Origin of the sequence: Streptomyces sp. NPDC127108 (assembly GCF_042677545.1) — a bacterium.
GTDB lineage: Bacteria > Actinomycetota > Actinomycetes > Streptomycetales > Streptomycetaceae > Streptomyces.
This window is the reverse complement of record NZ_JBHXTE010000001.1, coordinates 153,858-170,815: the sequence shown is the minus strand read 5'-3', so window position 1 is coordinate 170,815 and position 16,958 is coordinate 153,858. Positions and strand designations below refer to the sequence as shown.

The window sequence follows — 16,958 nt, the reverse complement described above, 5'->3', positions numbered from 1 at the left end:
GCGGGGTTACACCGGCATAACAACCAGCGTTCCTGCGGTGTAACCCCCGGCTACGTAGACCTGGATCGCATGACACGGACCAATAAGCGCAACAGCGCACACATATTCGCCGCCGCCCCGCTGCTCGTGCCGCTGGTGCTGACCGGAGCGCTCCTGACGGCCTGCTCGGACGGATCGTCGAAGGCGACGGCCGAGAAGGACGCGGGGAAGAACGCGGGCGGGCAGGCGCAGGCGTCGCCGACGAGCCCCCAGGAGCGCGGCCTCGCGTACGCCAAGTGCATGCGGGAGAACGGGGTCGCGAAGTTCCCCGACCCGGAGGGGGGCGGCATCAGGCTCGGGCCGGACTCGGGCGTCGACATGGGCTCGCCGGAGTTCAAGAAGGCCCAGGAGGCCTGCAAGGACCTCTCCCCTCAGGGGGACGGCGGCCCGAACGGCGGCAAGCCTCTCGACTCCGCGAAGGTCGCCGCGTGGGCGAAGTGCATGCGTGAGAACGGCGTGCCGAAGTTCCCCGACCCGGAGATCGACGGCGGCTCGATGGTCATCGACATGACGGCGGTCGGCATGACGGGCGACGACCCCAAGTTCGAGAAGGCCATGGAGGCCTGCCGGGACAAGCGGCCGAGCGGCGGCGTCATGATGAGGGGCGGCGGGGGCCAGTGAGCGGGTCCGAGACCGAGGACAGGGCGGAGGCCGACGGCGGGGCGGTGACCGGCGGCGCGATGACCGGCGGTCGGGCAGTGCCTGACGGCCGGGCTGAGGGCACCGTGCTCGCCGGCGACATCGTCGACGCGGATACTGCGGCAGATGCCGACGCGGATGGCGACGGGCCTGCCGCCGAGCCCACCCGCCGCCGTCGGCGCCCGGTGCGCACTTCCCTGGTCCTGCTGGCCGCGACCGCCGTCGCCGGAGCGGGTGGACTCGCCGCGACGGGCACCATCGGCGGCGACGGTACGGGCACGTCCGAGGCCGCTCCGGCGGGCCCGGCCCGGACCGCCACCGTCGAGAAGAGGACGCTGACCCGGGGCGAGACCGTCGACGGCAAACTCGGGTACGGCGAGGCGACCCCGGTACGCGCCGGGACGAGCGGAGGAAGCGAGCCGGAGGCAGGGGCCGACGCGAAGGACGGCGGGAAGCCCGCCGACTCCGGAGGAACGCTGACCTGGCTCCCCGACGAGGGCGAGGTGCTCGAACGCGGCGACGCGGTGTACGGCGTCGACGAGCAGAAGGTGCCCCTCCTGTACGGCTCCACACCGCTCTACCGCACGCTCGACGTCGGCAGCGAGGGCAACGACGTACGCCTCCTGGAGAAGAACCTGGCGGCGCTCGGACACACCGGCTTCACCGTCGACGACGAGTACACCTCCGGCACCGCGCAGGCGGTCGAGGACTGGCAGCGGGACCTGGGCCGGGAGGAGACCGGCGAGGTCGCGCCCGGCGAAGCGGTCGTGGCGGGCGGGGCAAGGCGGGTCGCCCAGGTCGAGTCGGCCCGCGGCGACTCCGCCTCCGGCGACGTGCTCACGTGGACGGGCACACGGCGGACGGTCACCGTCGACCTGGAGGCGCAGTACGAGGACTTGGTCGAGGAGGGCACGAAGGCGACCGTCGCGCTGCCCGACGGCACCGAGGTCCAAGCCCGGGTGACCGACGTCGGCAACGCCGCCACCGCCAAGCCCGCCGAGGGCGGCGGCGGCTCCGAGGGCGGCGCCGACGAGGCCACCCTGCCCGTCGAACTCACCGTCAAGGACCAGAAGAAGCTCGGCCGTTACCAGGCCGCCCCGGTCGACGTCACGCTGGCCGCGGAGAGCCGCGAGGACGCCCTCGCCGTCCCCGTCAACGCGCTCGTCGCCCGCAAGGGCGGCGGCTACGCGGTCCAGGCCGTCACCGGCTCGGACGTGGAGTACCGGCCGGTGGAGCTCGGCCTGTTCGCGGGCGGCATGGTCGAGGTGTCCGGAGACGGCATCACCGAGGGCCTGAAGGTGGCGGTGCCGAAGTGAGTACGCGAGCAGGGAGGCCGTGGCCGGACGTGGGGGCACCGGTGGGGGAGTCGGGGCATGAAACACCGCCGCCCGTCGTCGAGTTGGAGGGGGTGTCGAAGGCGTACGGGGACGTGGTCGCGCTCGCCGGGGCCGGGATCGTCGTGCGGCGCGGGGAGATGCTGGCGATCGTCGGTCCTTCCGGCTCCGGCAAGTCCACGATGCTCAACATCATGGGGACGCTGGACCGCCCCTCGGCGGGCACCGTCCGCGTCGACGGCCACACCGTCGACGCCCTGTCGGACCGCCAGCTCTCCGCGCTGCGCGCCCGCACCATCGGCTTCGTCTTCCAGGCCTTCCACCTGGCGGCGGGCGTACCGGCCCTGGACGCGGTCGCGGACGGCCTGCTCTACGGCGGGCTGCCGAGGGGCGAGCGGCGCGGCCTCGCGGAGCGCGCGCTGCGCAGGGTCGGGCTCGGGCAGCGCCTCCACAACGAACCGCACCAGCTGTCCGGCGGCGAGAAGCAGCGCGTGGCCATCGCGCGGGCCGTGCTCGGTGATCCGCCGCTGCTGCTCGCCGACGAACCGACGGGCGCGCTCGACTCTCGATCCGGCGAGGTGGTCATGGAGCTCCTCCACGAACTGCACCGGGCGGGCACGACGGTCGTCGTGATCACGCACGACCGGGACATCGCGGCGTCGCTGCCCCGGGAGGTACGCATCAAGGACGGCCGGATCGAGCACGACTCCGCCGCCGGGAACGCCGCCGCGGCGACCGTCGGGGAAGCCGTCGCGGAGCGGGTGGGCGTATGAGCACCGTCACCCCGACGCGACCGCGACCCCGGCCGACCCCGGCCCGGCTGAGCCCGGCGGACGTCGTGCGGACCGGCGGCTCGGGCCTGCGCTCACGCCCGATGCGCGTCTTCCTCTCGGCCCTCGGCATCGCGATCGGCATCGCCGCGATGATCGGCGTCGTCGGCATCTCCACCTCCAGCCAGGAGGAACTGGACCGCAAACTGGCGGCGCTCGGCACCAACCTGCTGACGGCGGCGCCCGGCCAGTCCTTCAGCGGCGGCGCGGCCCACCTGCCGGACGAGGCCGTCGAGATGGTCGGCGCGATCGACGGCGTGGAGTCGGTCTCGGCGATCGGCAAGACCGACGCGAAGGTGTACCGCAACGACCACGTCCCGAAGGAGGTGACCGGGGGCATCGGCGTCTACGCGGCCCGCACCGACCTGCCGGGGACCGTCGGCGTGGACGTCGCCGAGGGTCGCTGGCTGACCGCGGCCACGCACCGCTACCCGGCCGTCGTTCTCGGAGCGAAGGCCGCCGCGCAGCTCGGCGTGTACGGGTCGGGACCGGACGCCCAAGTGTGGCTCGGCGACCGGTGGTTCACGGTCGTCGGGCTGCTCGCGCCGAACGAACTCGCCCCCGAGCTGGACTCGGCCGCGCTCGTCGGCTGGCCCGCGGCCGAGAAGGAGCTGGACTTCGACGGCTTCGCCACGACGGTGTACGCGCGCGCCGAAGGCGCCGCCGTGAGCGACGTGCAGCAGGTCATGGGCGCGACGGCCAACCCGGAGAACCCCAACGAGGTCAACGTCTCCCGCCCCTCCGACGCGCTCGCGGCCAAGCAGGCCACGGACGACACCCTGTCCGGGCTTCTCCTCGGCCTGGGGGCGGTGGCGCTGCTCGTGGGCGGGGTCGGAGTGGCCAACACGATGGTCATCTCCGTCCTGGAGCGCCGGGCGGAGATCGGCCTGCGCCGCTCCCTGGGGGCGACCCGGGGGCAGATCCGGACCCAGTTCCTGTGCGAGTCCCAGCTGTTGTCGGCCCTCGGCGGCGTGGGCGGCGTGGCCCTCGGCATCGCGGTGACGGCGGGCTACGCCGGATACCAGGGGTGGCCGACGGTCGTGCCCCTGTGGGCGATGGTCGGCGGGGTGGGGGCGACGCTCCTGATCGGCGGGCTTGCCGGCTTCTACCCGGCGGTCCGCGCGGCCAGGCTCCCGCCGACGGAGGCGCTGGCTGCGGCGTGACGCGTACTGCGGTGCGGTGGGCGGGGGTGTGGCGTACTCCGGTGCGGCGGTGCGGCGGTGCGGCGGTGCGGCGGTGCGGCGGTGCGGCGGTGCGGCGGTGCGGTGTGTGGCATGCGGCCGTGCGGCGTGTGGCGTACCGCGATGACGACTGGCCCTCACCCCTCGCCGGGTGGGGGCCCGTCGCGCGGGCGAGCGGCTGACCTCGGCGACAGGCCGGGGCGCGGTCGTGGACGGACGGCGGACGCGGCCCGATGCTCTCACCCATGCCCCCGCTCATGATCTTGCGCCGCGTCGCCAAGTCCCACCGGACGAGCACCCCTCCGGCCCCGGGCCGCCGCACCCTTCCCGGCCCGGGCAGCGCCATTCCCGGCCTGGCCAGCACCCCTCCCAACCCGGGCAGTTCACCGCTCACCCCGAGTGGTGCCCCGCCCACCCGGTTCCGCGGCCTCGCCGTCCTCGCCACCGCCACCGCCTGCGCGACGGCACTGGGCGCCGTCCCGGACGCGAGAGCGACGGAGCACCGAGCCCGCACGGGGACCGCCATGGAGAACACGTACGGCCAAGCCCGCACGGTGACCGCCATGGAGAACACGTACCGCCAGGCCCGCACGGTGACCGCCACGGAGGACGCACACCGCCAGGCCCGCACGGGAACCGCCACCGGGCGCGCAGACCGCCAAGCCCCCACCGACACCCCCGCCGACCGTGCCCACCGCGACTTCCTCGACCACGGCCCCGGCATCTCCGTCATGACCGCCGCCCACCGCGGCCAGTGGCGGAAGGCCCCCGAGAACAGCCTCGCCGCCCTCCGCGCGGCCTTCGCCGACGGCGCCGAGATCGTCGAGGCGGACGTCCGGCTGAGCAAGGACGGCGTGCCCGTCCTGATGCACGACGCGACCGTGGACCGCACCACCGACGGCGTCGGCCGCGTCGCCGACCTCAGCTACGCCCAACTGCGCGGCTTGCGCCTGCGCGCGGGTCTCGGCGGCCGGGAGGCGGCCCTCACCGGCCACCGGATTCCCACGCTCGCCGAGGCCATGCGGGCCGCACGGACCAGCGGGCTCGTCAACCTCGACCAGGCCTGGAAGGACCGCGAGGCCGTCTGGCGCGTGCTCGTGGAGACCGGCACCGTACGCAACGCCCTGTTCAAGTCCGCCGCGCCCGTGCCCGAGGTACGGGCGTTCCGCACCCGCCACCCCGACGCGCTCTACATGCACCTCGTCGACGACACCAACGCCGCCTCCGTCGCGGAGTTCGGCACGGACCGGCCGCCCGCGTTCGAGGTCGTCTTCGACGACGTCGGCGACGCGGTGGCCGACGCCGCCTTCCTGCGGGGGCTGCGGTCGACCGGCCGCGTGTGGATCAACAGCATGCGGGACGCCCTCGCCGCCCGGTACACCGACGAGGCCTCCCTGATCGCGCCCGCGCGCGGCTGGGCCACGCTCATCGGCGTCTACGGGGCGTCGGTCCTGCAGACGGACAACGTCGAGGCGTTGGAGGCCTACCTCGCCACGGGGACGGCGGCCGCGGTGCCGTCCGGCGCGGTACGGGTCCAGGCCGAGGACTATGCCCCGGGCGGCGAGGGGGTGGGTTACCACGACGTCGACGCCGGGAACCGGGGCGACGGACCCGGCCGGTCGGGCGAGGACGTCGACGTGTGCGACCTCGACGGCGCCGTGGCCGTGTGCTGGATGCGCGCCTCGGAGTGGCTCGCCTACGAAGTGGATGTGCCGCAGTCCGGCCGCTACACGCTCACGGCCCGCGTGTCGTCACCGTACGCAGCCGCCGGGACCTACCGTATCTCCGTCGACGGCGGCACCCCCGGCGCGCCCGTGCCCGTCGTCGGCACGACGTCCCACCAGGCCTTCGCGCTCCAGGACAGCGGCCAGGTCCGGCAGTTGACGAAGGGACGGCACACCCTGCGGCTTTCCCTGGACGCGGCCTCGTACCAGAACTGGAACCTCGACCACCTCCAGCTGGATCCGGTGAGCGCCTGAGGGCACGACGACACCTGAAGGCTTCCTGACCAGGGGCGCCCGGGAACTCGCCACGATCGTCGCCGTGGTGACCACCCCGGCATCCGCGTCATCCTCCGAGTAGCTCGCACCCTGGGACGAACCTGTGAAACGCAGGTCGCGAGGCGTACACACAGCGCGTGCGAAAATTCGTTCTTCATGACGTCCGAGAAATGACGGGGGAGACGCGTGAACCAGGTGATCTATGCCGAGCGGTCCCGGAACCCCTTCGCCCAGCTGGTGGAGTTGACCGAGCAGGGGCTGAAGGCCAACTACCGCACGACACCGCTGAGCGAACTGCACCTTGTCGCGATGGCGGACGCGTACCGGCGGGGGCGCTGGCTGGGCGGCGGGGGCTCCGAACGCGGCATCGAGGAACTGGCGGAGGGGCCGGGCGTCGTGCCGGTCACCCGCGTCACCGGCACCACCAAGCCGATCAAGGTCCGCAGGGCAGCCGAGTTCGCGCACCGCCTGGGCGAGCTGGCGCTGCGGGAGAGCGGCGGCGCCGCGCGGGTGGCGGCGCTGGCCACGCAGGCCGACGTGGAGGGCGTGCCCCTGTGGCTGGCCCGGCGGTCCGCCCCGGGCCCCGCGGGGCCGGTGACCGTGGCCGTCGACCGCCGTCTGATCCGGGTGGACGTCTGGGGGCCCTACGCCCCCGCCGTCCGGATCCGGGCACCCCACGGCCTGGTCACCACCGACAGGTCACCGAGCCGCGGACTCGTCCTGACCGTGGGCGAGGCCGCGCTCTCCCTCACCCTCACCAAGGTCTGGCGCAAGTCCCGGAGTTTCGTGAGCGCGCGGGGACCGCTCGGCTCCTGGGAACTGCGGCGCGCGACAGCCGTCTCCTCTGAGCTGCTGCGCGACGGGCGCCGTGTCGCCCTGATCACGCGCCCCGAGCGGCGCCGTCGCCCCGTGCCGGACACGGTCCTGCTGCCGCTCACGGAGATACACCACGACACCCCCGACCCGCTCGACGCCGTCATGGCGCACACCTTCGCCGTCGCCTTCGGGCTCGGCGACACCACCGGCGCCTACCGCTTCCGTGCCCAGAAGCCGCGCGGCGCCCGCAGCGGCGAGCCCGTGGTCGTCGAATGGGACGCGCCCTGGTTCAGCAACCTCGGCTGGGGCGGCGACGACAACGACTCCGGCGGCGGGGACGGCTGGGGCTCGGACGGCGGGGACGGCGGCGACGGAGGAGGCGGCGGTGGGGACGGCGGCGGTGGCGGAGACGGTGGCGGTGGTGGCGGCGGGGACTGACCGCGCCGCGGGCGGAGGCCGGGGCCTGCCCGGATCCCGTCGCCGCCTTGCCGGGGCGACGCGCCGGTCCAGGGCGTGATCAGTAACATGCCGTGTAGCTCGTTCTTACGAACCTCTACTCGAAAGGCAACACAATGCCCCGTGCCACCGCCCGTCACATCCTGGTCAAGACCGACACCGAGGCGCTGCAGCTGAAGGAGCAGATCGCAGGCGGCGCGGACTTCGCCGAGCTCGCCAAGAAGCACTCCTCGTGCCCCTCGTCCCGCAACGGCGGCGACCTCGGCTCGTTCGGACCGGGACAGATGGTCGCCGAGTTCGACCAGGTCGTCTTCAGCGCCCCGGTCGGCGAGGTCCAGGGCCCGGTGAAGACGCAGTTCGGCCAGCACCTCATCGAGGTCACCAGCCGCGAGGACTAAGACCTGCCCGAGAGGCCGCCCGCCGGATGCTTCTTCGTCACCACGAACCGGTCGATGACCAAACAGTCGATCTCCGTGGCGAGGAAGCACTCCAGCGCGTCCCGCGGTGAGCAGACGATGGGCTCCCCGGCCACGTTGAAGGACGTGTTGAGCAGACAGGGCACATCGGTGCGCGCGGTGAAGGCGCGCAGCAGCCCCGCAAGGACGGGGTTCTGCCGGTCGTCGACCGTCTGGACGCGGGCCGTGCCGTCCACGTGGCAGGCGCCGGGGATGCGCTCCTGGTACTCCTCGCGCACCGGGAAGACGAACGTCATGTAAGGAGACGCCTTCTTCTTGCCCATCTCGAAGACGCGGGGTGCCTCCGACTCCAGGACGACGGGCGCGAACGGACGGAACGGCTCCCGGTGCTTCACCCGGACGTTGATGATGTCCTTGATGTCGGGGAAGGCCGGGTTGGCGAGGATGCTGCGGCTGCCCAGGGCGCGCGGCCCGAACTCGGTGCGGCCCTGGAACCAGCCCACGACGTTCTTCTCGGCAAGCAGCTCGGCCGTCCTTTCGGTCACCGCGGTGACGTCGGCCTCCTCCTGCCACTCGACCTGGTCCGCGTACGCGTCCAGGGTGTCAAGGACCTGCCGCTCGTCGAACGACGGGCCCAGGTAGGGGGTGGTGACGGCTTCGGCGGGCCGGTTCCTGAGACCCGCCGTGTACACGGCCGCGCCGATGGCGACGCCCGGGTCGCTCGCCCCGAAGCTGACCTCCATGCCGGTGAACGACGACCGCTCCAGCATCTTGGAGTTGGCGACGCAGTTGAGCGCGAGACCGCCCTCGAAGAGCAGCGTGTCCAGGCTGGAGGCCGCGCTGAGCGTCCGCAGCTGATGCGCGGTGACGGCCTCGACCATGTGCTGCGCGAGCCCGGCGACCTTCACGCGGAAGTCGAACTCCTCGCGCTTCACGCTGTCCCCGTCGAAGATGTCGTCGAACAGCGCGTAGTACGCCTGCCTGTCCCTCGGGACGGAGATCGTGTACGAGCCGTTCTCGTGCAGCCGCACCACGCGGTCGAGCAGGGGGTTGTGCCGCGGCGGCGGGCCGTACGCGGCCAGGCCCATCACCTTGTACTCGTCGTTGTTGGGCACGAACCCCAGGTAGCGAGTGATCCTCCCGTAGGCCACGCCGAGCGAGCTGGTCATCTCCACGGAGCTGTCGTCGAAGACGCGGACCACGCCGTCGCGCAGCTCGCCCATCACGGCGGACAGGGTCTCCGCGCGGCCGTCGCTCACCAGGAACGCGGCGTCGCCCCCTCCGGCGAGGTAGGCGCCGCACATCAGATGGGCCAGGTGGTGGGGGACGAGGGCGAGCTTGTTCGGGTCCAGCTCGTAGCCGGTGCGCCGCACGAAGTCGCCGTGCACCGCCTCCCGGCTGAGCATGTCGGTGTACAGCTCGCCCGTGCGTCGCAGGGAGTCGAACTTCGCCGCCACCGACAGGTCGGCGGCGCATATCCGGTCGATCATCTGCTCGGCCACCGTCGGCGAGAAACGCCAGGGGAAGGCGAACATGTCGACCTCGTCGAGGCCGACCCCGGCGGAGTCCAGGCACCACCGGATCGCCTGCTCCGGGAAGTCGGCCGTCTTCTTGACCCGGCTCAGCCGCTCCTCCTCGACCGCGGCGACCACCTCGCCGTCGATCACCAGCGCCGCCGCGGCGTCATGGCCCACCAAGAGGTTGCGGTCGACCCCCGTCGCCCCGTACAGCCGCCCGAAGAGTTCCGCACCCCTGGTGAATCCGTTGTAACCGAGCACGATCACTGGCCCTCAGCCTCCCCAAGCACGACAACAGCGGCGGGACGGCACGCTACTCGGCCGTATACGGGAGGGATAGATGTGACGCGTGAGCAGCATGGGTTCCGCTTTTGTGAAGGTCAGGGCTCCGTTTCCGTGCTGGTGAGGACTCCGGTTCCGTGACGGTGAGGGCTCCGGTTCCGTGCGGGTCGGGGCGCCGGGGAGACCCGGCCCCGGGGACACCCCCGGGCTCAGACGGGCCGTGCGCCGAGCACGGCCTCGGCGGCGGAGGTCCGGGCGTACAGCACGGACCGTCCGGCCCGGTGCGCGCTGACGAGACCCGCGTCCCGCAGCGCGGTGAGGTTCTGGGAGACCCCCGCCCGGGAGAGCCCGGTGCGGTGGGCGAGTTCGGTGGTCGAGGCCGGGGTCTCCAGCTCGGCCAGGAGCAAGGCGCGGGTGCGGCCGAGGACGGCGGCGAGGGCGGCGGTCCCGGTGCTGGGGTGGTGGCGTTCCCACAGGGCGCCGGTGCCGCGGGCCGGATAGGCGAGCTGCGGGGGCTCGGGCGGCGCCAGGAGGGTGAAGGGGACGGGGCCGGTGAAGACCGAGGGGATGAGGAGCAGGCCCGCGCCCGCCGCCCCGCGTGACAGGGGCCCGCGGCGACGGTCCAGGCGCAGCGCGTCCTCGTCCCAACTGACCGACGGGTGCAGGTCGTTGAAGAGGTGGCCCGCGCCGTGCTCGGCGGCCTGTCGTGCCCGGTGGAACACGTCGGCGTCGAGCACGGCCCGTATCCGCGCCCAGTAGGGAGCGAGAGCCAGCTCCCAGTAGGTCTCGATCTCCTCGGTGACCCGGGCGAGCCGGAGCTGCGGCTCGGCGTACAGGGTCTGCGCCCGTGGCCCGAGTCCTCCCTGCTCCCGCCCCAGGCGGTCGAGGTCCCGACGCACCCGGTCCGGGGGCGTGGCCCGCACTCTGGCCAGCTCCTCGGCCAGCGTGGGCGCGGGCCCGGCGGGCGCCGGATTGAGGAAGTCCGGGACGTACCCCGACGGCGGGACCAGCTCGGCGAGCCAGCCCCGGTCGAGCCCGGGACCCGCGAGGCGCGGCCGGACCTGCTCCGCCCAGCGCCGGTGAACCGGATGGGCGACCCCCGAGCGCAGCAGCCGAAGGCTCGGCCCGACCTCCCACATCGGCGACACGGCGAACCGCATCTGCGCGAGATCGCTCACCGAGAAAGCCAGCTCCGCCTGCACCGCCACTCCAAGGATTCACTCATGCCCGAATCAATGGCCGGGACTCTACAGCGCGGAGATCATCCACGGCATGACCACAGAGACGACCACGGACAGGGCTACGGACAGGGCTATGGACAGTGCCAAGGACAGCGCCACGGGCAGGACCGCAGAGGTGGCCGCGGGAGCGATCAGCGCCGCGGCGGCGGGCACCTGGACGCTCGGCGACCTGGAGATCAACCGGATCGGCTTCGGCGCGATGCGCCTGCCGCAGACCGGGGAGGCGTTCGCGCCGGACGCCGTCCCCCGCGACCGGAGCGATGCCATCGCCGTGCTGCGCCGCGCCGTCGACCTCGGCGTGAACCACATCGACACCGCCGCGTTCTACTTCTCCCGGCTCCGCTCCGCCAATGAGCTGATCAACCAGGCCCTCGCCCCCTACCCCGAAGACCTCGTCATCACCACCAAGGTCGGACCGGGCCGCGCCCCCTCGGGCGACTGGCTGCCCCACGCCACCCCCGGCCTGCTGCGCGGCCAGGTCGAGGAGAACCTGCGTCAGCTCGGCCGGGACCACCTCGACGTGGTGAACCTTCGCGTCGTCGGCACCGATTCGATCGTCGAACGCTTCGGGGCGCTCGCCGACCTGCGCGCCGCCGGGCTCATCCGGCACCTCGGCATCTCCAACGTCACCCCGGAACACCTCGAAGAGGCCCGGGCCATCGCGCCGGTGGTCTGTGTCCAGAACCAGTACGGCATCGGAGTGCGACCCGAGCACGACGCGTTCGTGCGCGCCTGCGGTGAACAGGGCATCGCGTTCGTGCCGTTCTACGCGATCGCGGGCACCGGACGCACCGCCGGAGCACGTGCCACCGAGCACGAGGACGTGCTCGCCGTGGCCCGCGCCCACGGCACCGGCGCCGCCGCGATCCGGCTGGCCTGGACCCTGCACCAGGGGCCGCACGTCCTGGCGATCCCCGGCACCGGCGACCCCCGGCACCTGACCGAGAACGTCGCCGCCGGCGCGGTGCGGCTCTCTCCGGACGAGCTGACCGCCCTCGACTCCCTGCACCGGCGCACCGCCTGAGCGCACGGGCGGCACCGAAGGCCGGTCGGGGCGCTCAGGGCGCCAGGCGCTTGATCCTCTCGAAGGGATACCCGGCGACGGCCACGACGACCAGACCGTAGACCGCGACGATCAGCATCCCCGTCGTGCTGATCGCGCGGTCGCCGTCGGAGAGCAGGACGCTGCCGAGCGGCACCAGCGGGGCGACGCTGAGGATCGCAGCGCCGGTGCACCAGTGCGCGACCAGGTGGTTGGCGCGGGCGCGCAGCTCCGGGTCGCGCTTCACCTCGTCCGGTACGTCGTAGCCGACCCCGCGGTCACCGACCTCGCCGCGGCGCCCGACGCGGGCGGCAAGGAGCGAGACTCCCGCCATCAGGAGGAAGCAGCAGAGGATGAAGACGTACGCCATGAGAGTGCGGGCCCCGGAGGTCTGGTGAGATTACGTGCTGATCAACAGTACTCGGCATCCATGATGGGCAGGATGGAGTCCGACTCCCAGTCCCCGTTGTAGTTGAACGCGAGCTGATGGCGGCCGTCCTCGCTGGTGACGGCCAGGGAGAGCCAGCCCACCATGCCTCCGCCGTGGCCCCAGACGGTCCCGCCGCACTTCGTCTCGAACCGCTGCAGGCCGAGTCCGTAGCCCGTGTCCTGGCCTTCGGCGTTGCTGACGGTGGTCTTCATCGCCTTGAGCTGGCGCGGCGGCAGCAGCTTCCCGCGCAGCAGGGCGCTGTAGAATCGGGTCAGGTCTCCGGCGGAGGAGATGATGTCGCCGTCGCCCCAGCCCTGGGAGCCGTTCATCTCGGTGATGTCGTCGATCCGGTCGGGCTGCGACCTGAACAGCTTGGAGTAGCCGCGGCTGCTCGGCCGGGGCAGATGGATGCTGTTGCCCGGGTTGGAGGTCGCCTTCAGACCCAGGGGCTCGATGATGCGGTCGCGGACCTCGTCCTCGTACGTCCTCTTGCCGATCTTCTCGACGATCAGCCCGGCGAGGATGTAGTTGGTGTTGGAGTACGAGTGCTTGGCTCCGGGCTTGAACAGCGGCCGGTGGGAGAGGGCCACCCTGATGTGCTTCTTGGGCGGCAGGGTGTCGTAGCGGTGCTTGAGGTAGCCGTCGCCTTCCATGTACGTCTCGCTGTACTTCTTGTCGGCGAGGTAGTCGAACAGGCCACTGGTGTGGTTGAGGAGCTGCCGCACGGTGATCCCGCGGCCGTCGTTGCCGTTGCCGCGCACCAGGCCGGGCAGGTGGTGGTCCACGGTGTCGTCGAGGCTGAGTCTGCCCTCCGCCTCCATCTGGAGGAGCACGGTCGCCATGAACGTCTTGGTGATGCTGCCGACGCGGAACCTGTCGTCCTTGCCGCGCGGCTCGCCCGTCTTGAGGTTGCCGACGCCCGACGCCGCCTTCCACACGCCGCGGCCGTCGCGGGCCTGGGCCGTGACGCCGGGGACACCCGCCCGCACGGCAGCGTCCATCGCGCGCTGCGTCGCCCCGTGACCGGACGCCCCGGCGGGGTCCGGCGCCGCGTGGGCGGGGGCGGTGAAGGCGGTGGCGGCCACCGCGGCCACCACGAGACCCACCCCACCGATCCTGGACCTCTTGCGTAATGCCATCCCGCTTCTCCTCACTGTCGTCTTCGTAACAAGACCGAGCAAGGTGACGAAGTGGTTGAGAAGGACCCGAACTCTTCGTTCCTGTACGGCGGGTGGGATCGCGCGGTGCGTCCCGGAGCGTCAGCCCTGGACCGGCAGGGAGTAGCGGAGTTTCTCCTTGGCCCGGGCGCCGAGGCGGTCGTAGAAGCGGATCGCGCCCTCGTTCCACGCGGGCGTCTGCCACTGCACTTCCTCGGCACCGAGGGCCCGCGCCTCCGCCACGACGGCGTCCATGAGCGCCGCGCCGAGGCCCGAGCCGCGGTGGCCGGAGCGCAGGAAGAGGCAGTCCATGTGGAGGTACTCGCGGCCGTCCCACGTCGAGATCTCCGGCGCGCAGGTGGCGTAGCCGATCACCTCGCCGTCGTCCGCCTCCGCCACGAGGCAGCGCAGGCGGGGCGCGGGGGTGTCGAAGAGGAGCACGCCGAGGCGCTCCGCCAGGTCCGGTACGGGGGGTGCGGCCTTCTCGTAGACGGCGTGCTCCGCGGCCAGCTCCGCGACCCGGGGCAGATCGTCGGGGCGTGCGTGCCGCACCGGCCGGGCGGACGTCATCGGACCTCTCCCGACAGGACGTCCTTGCTCCACGCCACCACCCGGTCCGCGATCCGGCCGCCGCCGTCCAGGACGTGCCGCGTGAACGCCTCCCGCTCATGGGCGAGGAGGGCCGCCTCCCACACGCAGGGCGCGAGCCCGACCCGCCCCGGCCGCAGCCGGTCGGGCTGTCCGGGCGGGCCGACGAACACCGCCAGGTCGGACATGTAGCCCTCGATCCAGGTGGACACGAGGACGTAGTCACCGTCGCCGCCCGCGTGCACGATCAGCACCGCGAGGCCCAACGAACCGCGGGCGCGCCCCAGTTCCAGATGGGCACCGGCGAGCCGCAGCGCGGCCGCCTCGTCCTGCGCGGTGACCGTACGGCCCGGCGCCTCCAGCGCGTACACCTTCACGACGTGACCGCCGGCCTGTCGGACGGCCGAGGCGCGGGCGGTACGCGCGTGATGGCCGTCGGCCAGGGCCTCCAGCGCCTCGGTGTCGAGCCCGGGCGGCATCTCTCTGAGATCACTCATCCGGCCATGATGCCCTGGCCCGGCCCGCAGGCGGCCGGGACCAGGGCACTGTGCGGCGCTGCCGTCAGTACAGCTTCTTCACCGCCGTGGCCGTGGTGGTCTTGAAGGCGGACACCGGGGCGTCGGAGAAGTCGCCCATCTGCCCCCAGTGCACGAGCGTCACCGTCCTGCCGTCCCGGCCGACCGCGTACATGTTGATGTCGGAGGCACCCCAACTCGCCTCGGTGTGGACGCCGTAGACGTGCGCGCCCTCCTCGACGTCCACCTTGCCGTAGTACTTCTGCGCCGCGGTGACGTCCGGGTACTGCGCCATCACCTTCTTCGCACAGCCCGCGAGGTCCTTGCGCAGGAGCTCGGCGAAGGCCTTGGCGCGCTGCACGTCGCGCTCGACCACCGTCACCTGCAGGGCGCCGGTGTCCAGGTCCGTGCGGTAGGCGCGGTGCACGGACGTCGACGGCAGCGCCTCGCCCCCGCACATCGGCAGCGGGTCCGGCTGGCCGGAGGTGATCGGCCCCGCGTGCCAGGCCGACGACGCGTGCGGCGGCAGCTCGGACGCGGAAAGGAACTTGGGCGTGCCCTCGGCGGCCGCGGCCGGAACGGTTCCCACCGCCACGCCCGAGGCGGCCACCACGGCGGCCATCGCCAGCAGCTTCACATTCACACGCACATTCATCATCGACATCTCCCCACGTCGGAGCGTCGACCCGCCGCTCCGGGCCGACAGGACCGCCCCCACGGCGACCCACGCCCCATACGACCCGCGGCCCCCCGCACCCGTTGCCCCCGCGCATGTCACGGCTCTGTCCCTCATGTCACCGAACAGCAACAGCCATACGGGGCAAGGGAGTCGGCGCGCGGCGCCGGCAGTGCGCGGGGCAGTCGGCGCGCGGGGCCGTCAGTGCGTGGGGAGCACGCACACGCTGTCGATGCCGAGCACGTGGTTGAGCCTGCCGAACGCGAGCCAGGAGCCGATGCTCATGCTCAGCTCCACGATCTCCACCTGGCTGTAGTGCGCCTTCATCCGCGCCCAGAACTCCTCGTCCAGACCGTGGTGGTCCAGGGCGTACCGTTCGGCGTACTCGGCGGCGAGCCGGGTGCGGTCGTCGAAGGCGTCGGTCGTGCGCCACGCGGTGACCGCGTCCGCGAAGCCGTCCTCGACCTTCTTCCCGTCGCGTTCGGTGCGCCAGTCGAGGCAGAAGACACACCCGTTGATCTGCGCGGTCCGCAGCCGCGCGGCCTCGAACTCGCGCAGCCCGAGCGTGCTGTGCTCGTACACCGCGAGGGAGAAGTTCGCGGCGGCCGCGCCGATGCCCGGGACCAGCTCGCCCCACACGTACCCGATCGGCTCCTGCCCTTCGGGAATGTCGATGATCATGGCAACTTCCTTCCCAGGCTGCCCACCGCGGGCCGCAGCGGGACGTCGAGGGCGTCGTAGAGTCCGGGCTCCGCCGCCGTGAGCCAGTCGATGGCGCCCACCAGGCGGCCGACCGCGGTGGCGTTGCCGCCCGCCGACCGGTTCTCGTCCTCGTCGGTGGCCTCGACGGTCACCGCGATGCGCGGGCGGCCCTCGATGAGGACCCGGTGCGCGCCGTCGCCGTCCGGGGGAGTGGGCCAGTCCGGGGCGCAGGAGGGGTGGATGCGCGTGACGTGCTCGATGACGATCCGGGGCGCGCCCGCGACGATGCCCTGCACCTCGAACCGCACGGCGCCCTGCGTGCCCGCCTCGAACCGCCCCATGGTCCGGGTGGTCACGGTCGTCTCGAGCGGGCGGCGCTCCACCGTCTCGCGGATCTCGTCGAGTTCGACGCCGAGGGCGCGGCACATCAGGCGTATCTGCCCGCCCCACACCATGGTCGGCACCGAGTCCGCGAGCATCAGCGGCTCGTAGGCCATCGGGTGCCCCATGCCGATCAGATCGCGGACCGAGGTCTCCTGGTCGTACGTCGAGTAGTCGAAGATCTCCTGGCAGCGGATCACGTCCATGGTGGTCCCGAGCCCGCTGACCAGCAGCGGCAGCACGTCGTTGGCCCAGCCCGGGTCGACGCCGGAGACGAACAGCGAGCCGCCCCCGGCCGCGACCGCGGCGAGGACGGGCTCCCGCAGTTCGGGCGGGGCGCCCACCTTGTCGTAGAACGCGTACAGCGAGGGCGTCACGACCACGGCTCCGACGCCGATCGCCTTGATGACGTCGGCCATCGCGTCGTCCGGGCGGATGTCGCCGGACGCCGCGTACACCACGGCCCGGGGCCGGGCGGCGAGCACCGCGTCGACGTCGTCGGTGGCCGCGACCCCGAGGCCGCGGCCGAGCCCGGCGAGCTCCCCGGCGTCGCGGCCGACCTTGGCGCGGTCGTGCACCAGCACGGCCGCCAACTCCAGCGCCGGGTGGGCGTCGACGGCGCGGACGGCCGCCCGCCCCACATTGCCTGTGCCCCAGACCACCGTGGAAATCATGCGGCGGAGGGTAACGACAGGGCCTCGCACTTCCTAGGGGCA

The 16,958-nt window shown here is 72.7% G+C and carries 16 protein-coding genes and 1 pseudogene; 8 read left to right on the top strand and 9 right to left on the bottom strand.

Annotated elements, in window-relative coordinates; translation table 11 throughout:
- The first annotated feature begins 69 nt into the window (after window positions 1-69).
- The 7 genes and pseudogenes from ACFVHO_RS00715 to ACFVHO_RS00685 all read left to right on the top strand — a co-directional run.
- Window positions 70-660 carry a hypothetical protein gene (locus ACFVHO_RS00715; protein ID WP_385708101.1) on the top strand — a complete coding sequence of 197 codons (591 nt, stop codon included), beginning with the start codon at window positions 70-72 and terminating at the stop codon, window positions 658-660.
- Window positions 657-1,994 carry a peptidoglycan-binding protein gene (locus ACFVHO_RS00710; protein ID WP_385708099.1) on the top strand — a complete coding sequence of 446 codons (1,338 nt, stop codon included), beginning with the start codon at window positions 657-659 and terminating at the stop codon, window positions 1,992-1,994. Before ACFVHO_RS00715 ends, ACFVHO_RS00710 begins: the two co-directional genes overlap by 4 nt.
- Window positions 1,995-2,023: 29 nt before the next feature.
- A complete protein-coding gene (locus ACFVHO_RS00705; RefSeq protein WP_385708096.1) occupies window positions 2,024-2,785 on the top strand; it encodes an ABC transporter ATP-binding protein in 762 nt (253 codons plus the stop codon).
- A complete protein-coding gene (locus tag ACFVHO_RS00700; RefSeq protein ID WP_385708093.1) occupies window positions 2,782-4,005 on the top strand; it encodes an ABC transporter permease in 1,224 nt (407 codons plus the stop codon). The genes ACFVHO_RS00705 and ACFVHO_RS00700 overlap by 4 nt, the downstream gene beginning before the upstream one ends.
- A gap of 263 nt (window positions 4,006-4,268) precedes the next feature.
- Entirely contained in the window at window positions 4,269-6,002 is a 1,734-nt protein-coding gene (locus tag ACFVHO_RS00695) for a glycerophosphodiester phosphodiesterase family protein (protein ID WP_385708090.1), read from the top strand.
- A gap of 207 nt (window positions 6,003-6,209) precedes the next feature.
- Complete coding sequence (locus tag ACFVHO_RS00690) at window positions 6,210-7,277, top strand: hypothetical protein (protein WP_385708088.1); 1,068 nt, start codon at window positions 6,210-6,212, stop codon at window positions 7,275-7,277.
- 116 nt (window positions 7,278-7,393) lie between these two features.
- Window positions 7,394-7,693, top strand: a pseudogene (locus ACFVHO_RS00685) (peptidylprolyl isomerase); the annotation flags it as partial.
- Here ACFVHO_RS00685 and ACFVHO_RS00680 read toward each other — a convergent pair.
- Entirely contained in the window at window positions 7,690-9,495 is a 1,806-nt protein-coding gene (locus tag ACFVHO_RS00680; protein ID WP_385708085.1) for a carbamoyltransferase, read from the bottom strand. The pseudogene ACFVHO_RS00685 and the gene ACFVHO_RS00680 overlap by 4 nt on opposite strands.
- A 224-nt stretch (window positions 9,496-9,719) precedes the next feature.
- Window positions 9,720-10,712 carry a helix-turn-helix domain-containing protein gene (locus tag ACFVHO_RS00675; protein ID WP_385708083.1) on the bottom strand — a complete coding sequence of 331 codons (993 nt, stop codon included), beginning with the start codon at window positions 10,710-10,712 and terminating at the stop codon, window positions 9,720-9,722.
- A 112-nt stretch (window positions 10,713-10,824) separates the two neighbouring features.
- Here ACFVHO_RS00675 and ACFVHO_RS00670 point away from each other — a divergent pair, with 112 nt between their 5' ends.
- Complete coding sequence (locus ACFVHO_RS00670) at window positions 10,825-11,775, top strand: aldo/keto reductase (RefSeq protein ID WP_385708602.1); 951 nt, start codon at window positions 10,825-10,827, stop codon at window positions 11,773-11,775.
- Window positions 11,776-11,809: 34 nt separating this feature from the next.
- Here ACFVHO_RS00670 and ACFVHO_RS00665 read toward each other — a convergent pair whose 3' ends face one another.
- The 7 genes from ACFVHO_RS00665 to ACFVHO_RS00635 all read right to left on the bottom strand — a co-directional run bounded on the left by ACFVHO_RS00665 (window position 11,810) and on the right by ACFVHO_RS00635 (window position 16,916).
- Window positions 11,810-12,163: a hypothetical protein gene (locus tag ACFVHO_RS00665; protein ID WP_385708080.1), complete on the bottom strand. Its 354-nt coding sequence runs from the start codon at window positions 12,161-12,163 to the stop codon at window positions 11,810-11,812.
- 41 nt (window positions 12,164-12,204) lie between these two features.
- Window positions 12,205-13,362 carry a serine hydrolase domain-containing protein gene (locus ACFVHO_RS00660; RefSeq protein WP_385708077.1) on the bottom strand — a complete coding sequence of 386 codons (1,158 nt, stop codon included), beginning with the start codon at window positions 13,360-13,362 and terminating at the stop codon, window positions 12,205-12,207.
- A 120-nt stretch (window positions 13,363-13,482) separates the two neighbouring features.
- A complete protein-coding gene (locus ACFVHO_RS00655; RefSeq protein ID WP_385708074.1) occupies window positions 13,483-13,950 on the bottom strand; it encodes a GNAT family N-acetyltransferase in 468 nt (155 codons plus the stop codon).
- On the bottom strand, window positions 13,947-14,465 hold the full coding sequence (locus ACFVHO_RS00650) for a hypothetical protein (protein WP_385708071.1): 519 nt from the start codon (window positions 14,463-14,465) through the stop codon (window positions 13,947-13,949). Before ACFVHO_RS00650 ends, ACFVHO_RS00655 begins: the two co-directional genes overlap by 4 nt.
- 64 nt (window positions 14,466-14,529) lie before the next feature.
- On the bottom strand, window positions 14,530-15,141 hold the full coding sequence (locus ACFVHO_RS00645; protein WP_385708069.1) for a hypothetical protein: 612 nt from the start codon (window positions 15,139-15,141) through the stop codon (window positions 14,530-14,532).
- A 219-nt stretch (window positions 15,142-15,360) separates the two neighbouring features.
- Entirely contained in the window at window positions 15,361-15,840 is a 480-nt protein-coding gene (locus tag ACFVHO_RS00640; protein WP_385708066.1) for a carboxymuconolactone decarboxylase family protein, read from the bottom strand.
- Complete coding sequence (locus ACFVHO_RS00635; protein ID WP_385708063.1) at window positions 15,837-16,916, bottom strand: dihydrodipicolinate reductase; 1,080 nt, start codon at window positions 16,914-16,916, stop codon at window positions 15,837-15,839. The genes ACFVHO_RS00640 and ACFVHO_RS00635 overlap by 4 nt, the downstream gene beginning before the upstream one ends.
- Window positions 16,917-16,958: the final 42 nt, after the last annotated feature.

Bases quoted from the DNA above. Each gene is read 5' to 3' on its own strand.
- ACFVHO_RS00715 (WP_385708101.1), top strand. From the start codon at position 70: ATGACACGGACCAATAAGCGCAACAGCGCACACATATTCGCCGCCGCC.
- ACFVHO_RS00700 (WP_385708093.1), top strand. From the start codon at position 2,782: ATGAGCACCGTCACCCCGACGCGACCGCGACCCCGGCCGACCCCGGCC.
- ACFVHO_RS00695 (WP_385708090.1), top strand. From the start codon at position 4,269: ATGCCCCCGCTCATGATCTTGCGCCGCGTCGCCAAGTCCCACCGGACG.
- ACFVHO_RS00670 (WP_385708602.1), top strand. From the start codon at position 10,825: ATGGACAGTGCCAAGGACAGCGCCACGGGCAGGACCGCAGAGGTGGCC.
- ACFVHO_RS00665 (WP_385708080.1), bottom strand. From the start codon at position 12,163: ATGGCGTACGTCTTCATCCTCTGCTGCTTCCTCCTGATGGCGGGAGTC.
- ACFVHO_RS00660 (WP_385708077.1), bottom strand. From the start codon at position 13,362: ATGGCATTACGCAAGAGGTCCAGGATCGGTGGGGTGGGTCTCGTGGTG.
- ACFVHO_RS00655 (WP_385708074.1), bottom strand. From the start codon at position 13,950: ATGACGTCCGCCCGGCCGGTGCGGCACGCACGCCCCGACGATCTGCCC.
- ACFVHO_RS00650 (WP_385708071.1), bottom strand. From the start codon at position 14,465: ATGAGTGATCTCAGAGAGATGCCGCCCGGGCTCGACACCGAGGCGCTG.
- ACFVHO_RS00645 (WP_385708069.1), bottom strand. From the start codon at position 15,141: ATGATGAATGTGCGTGTGAATGTGAAGCTGCTGGCGATGGCCGCCGTG.
- ACFVHO_RS00640 (WP_385708066.1), bottom strand. From the start codon at position 15,840: ATGATCATCGACATTCCCGAAGGGCAGGAGCCGATCGGGTACGTGTGG.
- ACFVHO_RS00635 (WP_385708063.1), bottom strand. From the start codon at position 16,916: ATGATTTCCACGGTGGTCTGGGGCACAGGCAATGTGGGGCGGGCGGCC.